The 5,108-nt window shown below is 58.6% G+C and carries 5 protein-coding genes; 1 reads left to right on the top strand and 4 read right to left on the bottom strand.

The features are described 5' to 3' along the window. On the top strand, positions 1-786 hold a 786-nt coding region (locus ACOYIE_RS09245; RefSeq protein WP_433412552.1), incomplete at its 5' end, for a hypothetical protein. Between the two features lie 74 nt (positions 787-860). Here ACOYIE_RS09245 and ACOYIE_RS09240 read toward each other — a convergent pair. From ACOYIE_RS09240 to feoB, 4 genes are all read right to left on the bottom strand, one after another. Next, positions 861-1,487: a CAP domain-containing protein gene (locus ACOYIE_RS09240; RefSeq protein WP_433412550.1), complete on the bottom strand. Its 627-nt coding sequence runs from the start codon at positions 1,485-1,487 to the stop codon at positions 861-863. Positions 1,488-1,659: 172 nt separating this feature from the next. Next, complete coding sequence (locus tag ACOYIE_RS09235; protein WP_433412548.1) at positions 1,660-2,940, bottom strand: glycosyl hydrolase family 18 protein; 1,281 nt, start codon at positions 2,938-2,940, stop codon at positions 1,660-1,662. 137 nt (positions 2,941-3,077) lie between these two features. Beyond that, on the bottom strand, positions 3,078-3,251 hold the full coding sequence (locus ACOYIE_RS09230; protein WP_433412546.1) for a FeoB-associated Cys-rich membrane protein: 174 nt from the start codon (positions 3,249-3,251) through the stop codon (positions 3,078-3,080). Beyond that, positions 3,251-5,108, bottom strand: a 1,858-nt coding sequence (gene feoB, locus ACOYIE_RS09225; protein WP_433412544.1) for a ferrous iron transport protein B, incomplete at its 5' end; no start/stop codon positions are given. The genes ACOYIE_RS09230 and feoB, both read right to left, overlap by 1 nt.

Here is a 5,108-nt window from a genome sequence, read left to right as displayed (position 1 = left end):
TACACCACGGTTCCCGCAGCGGACGCACAGGCCGACGAAAACGACCGCTGCCGCATGACGGTTGAATCCGTGCTGTTTGACGAACACGCCGGCGTGGGGCTGGTCAGCCTGCATCTGGTAAACAAAGCGGAGGACGGCGTTATGCCGTTCGAGCTGCTCGAATATTCTCCGGAATATCAAAACCAGCCCGCGCTTTCGTGGAGCCGTCTGTCCCAATGCTATGCAGGCAAGGATGGGCAGCTTGATTTCAACATCCTGTATGGAGAATCCGATTTCTGCGGCAGCCGCTTTTTCCTGGATGAGAGCCGCTCGACCGAAAACAGCTATTATATAGAAGGCGTCTTTATTCCGAGCGGCGACTACACGCCGGACACGTCCCTGCGGCTGGCGGCGCAGGTGATGGGGCAATCACAAACGCAGGCGGACGGCATGGATATCGCCAAAATCGCCTTACAGGTCACGCTGCCCGATCCCCAGCCGCTTCCCAGTCTGCAAAGCGCGGACGGCGCGGTCACCCTGTCCCCCATCGGCCTGCGCGTGACCGCACCTCTGGACGGTCAGGTGCTCATCGACCGGATCGAGCGCATCGTCATCAAACTGCAAAACGGCGATGAGCTGGTCATTCAGGACGGTGAGGGCCAGACCGACCTGACCCTGTATAGCCTCGGCTTTGGAAAAGACGCGGGATACCAGACGGAGTCCGCTGTTTATGCCCTCGCCCGCACCTTTGACCTTGCGCAGGTGCAGGCCGTCGTGCTGGGCGGCACGGAATATCCGCTCAGTTAACCGCTTTCCCCCGTAAACAGCAAAAAGACCGGAAGAAATTCCGGTCTTTTTGTCTGCCCGTATTTAACCCGTATTTAATAAGTAAACATCTGCGCCCAGTAAGGCGTTCCGTTTATTACCGTATATCCCACTCCAATCGTTGTGAAGCCGGCATGCAGAATATTCTGCCGATGCCCCGGCGAATTCATCCACGCGCGCATCACCTCCTGCGGAGATGCCTGTCCATACGCAATATTTTCACCCGCGCCGCGGTAGCTTACGCCGGCCTCGGACAGCGCCGTAAAGCAGGACGCCCCGTTCGGCCGGGTATGCGAAAACGACCGCGCCGCCTCTCCTGCGCGCACCTGCGCCGCCCGCTGCACACCGGCATCTATGCGCAGCGCCGGCAGCCCCGCTTTGGCGCGCTCCTGGTTGACCAGCGCAGCAACCTGCGCGGCAAAAGCCCCCTGCGTCTGACCGGCGCCGTTGTCCGGTTTCTGCACAGGCGTGTCCGGCGCAGCGTCGGGCGCGCCGTCCGTTTCCGGCCCTGCGGACGGACCATCTGGCTGCAAATCACAAAAAGGGAAATCAAAACGTTCGCACAGCCGGTGCTGCGGCGCAGTATGCGCTGCGGAAAAATCATACGACTCCACTGCGCCTGCGGCGGCGGTGGTGGCAACCGTCAGCGCCAGCGCAATGGGTATCAGTCTCTTCATCTTCATGGCATTTGCCTCCTTGGAATTTTTTGTTCGGAGCGAAAACCGGCAGGCTTTCCCCCCTGCACCAAAGTATAGGATACTTTGTTACCGTTTTGCAATGGAAATGCCAGCAAGGTAATCCATTCTCCGCCAAAAAGCGGCCGATATTCCCAGATACCGGCCGCTTTGCATAATTTTAAAGCGTTTTTTCAATGCGGTAAAGATTATTCAGCACCAGCCAGAGCTGCGGAAAATACCGCATGATGTTCCACACGCTCACGCCGCGCAAGCGGTATTCGCCAGCCAGCGCAAGCTTGGTGCGGATGCTGCGCGCGTCCTCAAACCACACCTCGTGCTCGGCACGTTCGCGCCAATAGTTGTAATGCGGCGACTGCGCCGTTTCATCAAACCGTATGGGCGCGCCAAACTGCACCGCCTGTTCGGCAGCCTGCACATTGCCCAGACTGCGCGCGCGGGACTGCCCCTTGACATAGGGCAGTGTCCAGTCATAGCCATAGTTTGGAATGCCCAGAAAAATCCGCTCCGGCGGCATGACCGAAACCGCAAACTGCACCACCTGCTGCACTTTGTCAATGGGTGCGACCGCCATCGGTTCGGATAATGCATAGCCCCACTCATATGTCATCAGCAGAACGTTGTCCGCCGCCGCGCCAAGCGCGCGGTAATCGTGCGCCTCATACAGCAGCCCCTGCTGCGCCACCGAGGTTTTGGGCGCCAGCGCAACCATAACCGTAAAACCCTGCGGCGCAAGCTGTGCGCGCACATCGCGCACAAACGAGGCGTACACCGCCGCATCCTCCGGCGGAATATATTCAAAGTCAATATCCACCCCTGCATAACCCTGCGCTGCGAGCGTTCCTGCCAGGCTGGAAATCAGCGTCTGCCGCATAGCGGCGTCATTGAGCAGCGTATGCGCCCGTTCGCCCGAAAACCGGCCGTCCTCCCCCAACGTTGTCAGCACCAGCAGCGGCTTCGCTCCGTACTCCCGCGCCACGCGCGTAAGCGCGTCCGCAGACTGCGGAATGATGCGCCCTGCTTTGTCAATGCCGTAGGCAAAAACGGATAAGTAAGTCAGATAAGGCAGCGTTTTGCGCAGTATGCGCTGGTCTATGCCCGGATAGGCGTAGCCGTTGACGGCAAAGCTGCCCAGTTTGTTCTGCTGATAACTGAGCACCAGCGTCTGTCCCGGGTAAAGCCGGTCTCCGCCGCCAAGCTGCGGATTATTCTGCCAAAGCGTGATTTTATCCACACCGGTTTTCACTGCAACACCGTCCAGCGTATCGCCGGGCTGCACGGTATAGACCTGCCCGGGCCGCGGCACGACAATGGTCTGCCCCGGCGTCAGCCGATAGGGTTCGCGCAGCTCATTCTGCTGCACGATGAACGGCACGGAAACGCCGTATTGCTGCGCGATACGGTAAAGCGAATCGCCCTGCCGCACGACATGTATCACCATAAAAAAACCACCTTTCCCTGCAATCTATGCCGTAAAAGGCGGCGGTGTGAAAAACGCCGTCTGCCCAGCAGAAAAAGCGGCGCCGCCGGTATGGCAAAAAAGCACGGTCCGGCAAAAGCCGGACCGTGCGCTCCATATTATTTTGCATCTTTATGATGACTGCACTGGCGGGTACATCCCGCGCAGCCGCCCGGGCACTCGCCGTTCTTGACCTGACGGCGCACCGTGCGCGCCGCAAAGAACACTGCAACGGCCAGCAGTATGCAAATTACAATCGTTGCCGGCATAGCCAGACGCTCCTTTCTCTCCATCAGCCGGCCTGCGCGCTCATTTTGCGCAGACGGCCCGTATTCCGATCTGCCGGCCTGCGTACCAGCAGATAAACCATAACCGCCAGAACCAGCACGGCGGCAATTGTGCCCATGCCAAAAGACACCGCACCGGTCACAAGGCCGGCGAACTGATAAATCATCAGCGAAACCGCATAGGCAAATACACACATGTAGCCAATTGCAAACCAGGTCCATTTTGCGCTGTTCATCTCGCGCTTGATGGCGCCCATCGCTGCAAAGCACGGCGCGCACAACAGGTTGAACACCATATAGGCATATGCGGCAACCGGCGTATACGACGCAGCCAGTTCGCGCCAGATTTCATTGCCCGCGTCGGACAATTCGCCCGTAAAGCGGAAAAGCTGCGCAAAGGTGGAAACGACGTTTTCCTTGGCAACCAGACCGGAAACCACAGCCACCGCGCCTTTCCAGTCCCCAAAACCGAGCGGCCGGAAGATAAAGGCAAATGCCGAGCCGATAGATGCCAGCAGGCTGTTATCGATCTGCTCCACCGCGGTGAAGGCGCCGCCCTCAAAGCCGTAAGTCTGCAAAAACCAGATTACAATGGTGGAAAGCAGAATCACCGTTCCCGCCTTGCGGATAAACGACGAACCGCGTTCCCACATCGAACGGAGCACGTTGCCGGCCGTGGGCACATGGTAGGCAGGCAACTCCATCACAAACGGCGCCGGATCGCCCGCAAAGGCGCGGAATTTCTTGAGCATAACACCGGATACGATGATGGCCAATATACCGATTGCATATGCCGAAAATGCAACCCAGCCCGCATTGCCGAAAAACGCGCCTGCAATCAGGCCGATAATGGGCAGCTTTGCGCTGCACGGCACAAAGCAGGTGGTCATGATGGTCATGCGGCGGTCGCGCTCCTGCTCAATCGTGCGGGAAGCCATGACGGCCGGTACGCCGCATCCCGAGCCGATCAGCATCGGGATAAAACTTTTGCCGGACAGGCCGAATTTTCGGAAAATGCGGTCCATAATAAACGCAACGCGCGCCATATATCCGCAGTCCTCCAAAACGGCCAGGAAGAAAAACAGCACCAGCATCTGCGGCACAAAGCCCAGCACCGCGCCCACGCCGGCAACAATACCGTCCACCAGCAGGCTGACCAGCCAGTCCGCGCAGCCGACCGAAACAAGGAATCCCTCGACCGCAGGCGGGACGACCTCGCCGAACAGCACATCGTTGGTCCAGTCGGTCACCAGCGTACCCACCGTGGTAACAGATACATAATACACCAAAAACATCACCAGCGCAAATATCGGCAGCGCCAAAACGCGGTTGGTCACAATGCGGTCAATCTTATCCGAAGCCGAAGCGGCCGCCGGTTTTTTCTGCACGCAGCGCTGCACCATCTCCGTGATATACTGATACCGCGCATCGGTGATGATGGACTCCGCATCGTCGTCCAGCGCATCCTCCACCGCTGCAATCGTTTCTTCCAGCTTATCGCATACATCTTTGCCGAAGCGGAACCGGTCCAGCACCTTTTCATCGCGCTCAAACAGCTTGATGGCAAACCAGCGGCGCTGCGCAGGGTCGGTAACATCGGAAAGCATGGCTCCGATTTTTCCAATCGCCTGCTCAATCTCCGATGCAAACGCATGCTGCGGCGGCTGCGCCGCGCCGGCGGCCGCTTTCTTTGCCGCAGCCATCAGTTCGCGAACGCCTTCCCCCTTAATTGCCGCCGTTTCCACCACAGGCACGCCCAGCGCTTCCGAGAGTTTCTTGCCATCAATTTTGTCCCCGCGCTTTCTGACAACGTCCATCATGTTAAGCGCCACCACCACCGGAATCCCCATCTCGGTAAGCTGG

It is taken from the genome of Agathobaculum sp. (genome assembly GCF_050946325.1).
Taxonomy (GTDB): domain Bacteria; phylum Bacillota; class Clostridia; order Oscillospirales; family Butyricicoccaceae; genus Agathobaculum.
This window is presented reverse-complemented; position numbering and strand designations above follow the sequence as displayed.